Annotated in this window: 2 protein-coding genes; both read left to right on the top strand. The window is 38.3% G+C overall.

Features of this window, described 5'->3' with window-relative positions:
- Positions 1–651, top strand: a 651-nt coding sequence (locus tag AC1DPZ_RS27330) for a PstS family phosphate ABC transporter substrate-binding protein (RefSeq protein WP_477409448.1), incomplete at its 5' end; no start/stop codon positions are given.
- A gap of 9 nt (positions 652–660) precedes the next feature.
- A partial coding sequence (locus tag AC1DPZ_RS27335) for a tetratricopeptide repeat protein (protein WP_477409450.1) occupies positions 661–1,311 on the top strand: 651 nt, incomplete at its 3' end.

The raw sequence follows: 1,311 nt of genomic DNA on the forward strand, positions 1-1,311 counted from the left end.
CTATCACGTGATTTGGATACCACAGAACGTAATATAATAATAAAACGTTCGTTAAGTGTTGACGTACTGCGTTTTGCTACTGATGCAGTTACATTGATCGTAAATCAGGCTTCTGTTGATACTACTATCACTGTTGCTGTATTAAAAAAGATGCTTAACGGGGAAGGGGACCCAAACAAAACAATTGTTTTTGATAATCCAAACTCGAGTTTGGTAAGGTATTTGAAGTACTTTTCTGGTAATAAGGAATTTAATCAGAAAAATATTTACGCACTAAAATCAAATAGGGAAGTTATTAAATACGTTAGTGAGCACCCAGACGCTCTCGGTATCACAGGTTTTAGCTGGCTTAATGATCCCGATAAGGATATGGTGCCTTACGTGGCTAAGGTTAAAATTGTAGGAGTTAAGGATGAGGCCAGTAAGAAGTATGCTAACTACTATTTTAAACCTTCGCAGGAATCACTCGTCTTAAAACAGTACCCTTTAAGTAGGGGATTATACCTGGTTAATACATCGAGCAAGGCTGGTTTAGCTACCGGATTTGCAACATTTTTGGCCAGCGATGTGGGTCAGCGGATAATATTAAAATCAGGTTTATTGCCAGATTCGATACCGCCAAGAGAGATAAATTTAAAAAGTAAATTATAACTAAATAAGATGAAAATGATCAGTAAAATAGCTAAGGCAACATTAGGACTGGTATTAATAGGTTCATCATCAGTTTTTGCGCAAAGTCTAGCCGACGCCAAAAAAGCTATTGACGCCGAACAATATCAAAAAGCCAAATCGATGCTAAAAAACCTTACGGTTACACAGGCCGATAAGGACGAAAATTTCTTTTACCTGGGTTGGGTATATCTTAAACAGGATTATACAGATTCGGCAAAAACAGCTTTCAATAAAGGTATTGCTGTAAATCCAAAATCGGGCTTAAACTATGCCGGTTTAGGTGCTGTTGCCCGTTTAGATAAAGATAAAGCAGGCGCAACTACCAGCTTTAATCAGGCTGTGTCGCTTTCAGGTAAAAATAGCAAGCCTTATGTATATGTAGGAAAAGCATATTTGTTACCTACCACATCAGATGGTAAAATATCAGTTGACGATGCCAGCGCAGCAATTGCCGTTTTATCAAAGGGCAAAGCAATTAACCCCAAAGATGTTGAGTTGTTGATCACCTTAGGAGATGCTTATGCTTCACAAATAAAAAGTAACGAAGCTTACCAGGCTTATTCTGATGCAAATACAGCTGATCCCAAAAATCCGGGTGCTAAAGTTGCAACCGGCGTTTTGTGGAGATATGCAAACAAC

This window comes from Mucilaginibacter sp. P4_G9 (assembly GCF_056400985.1).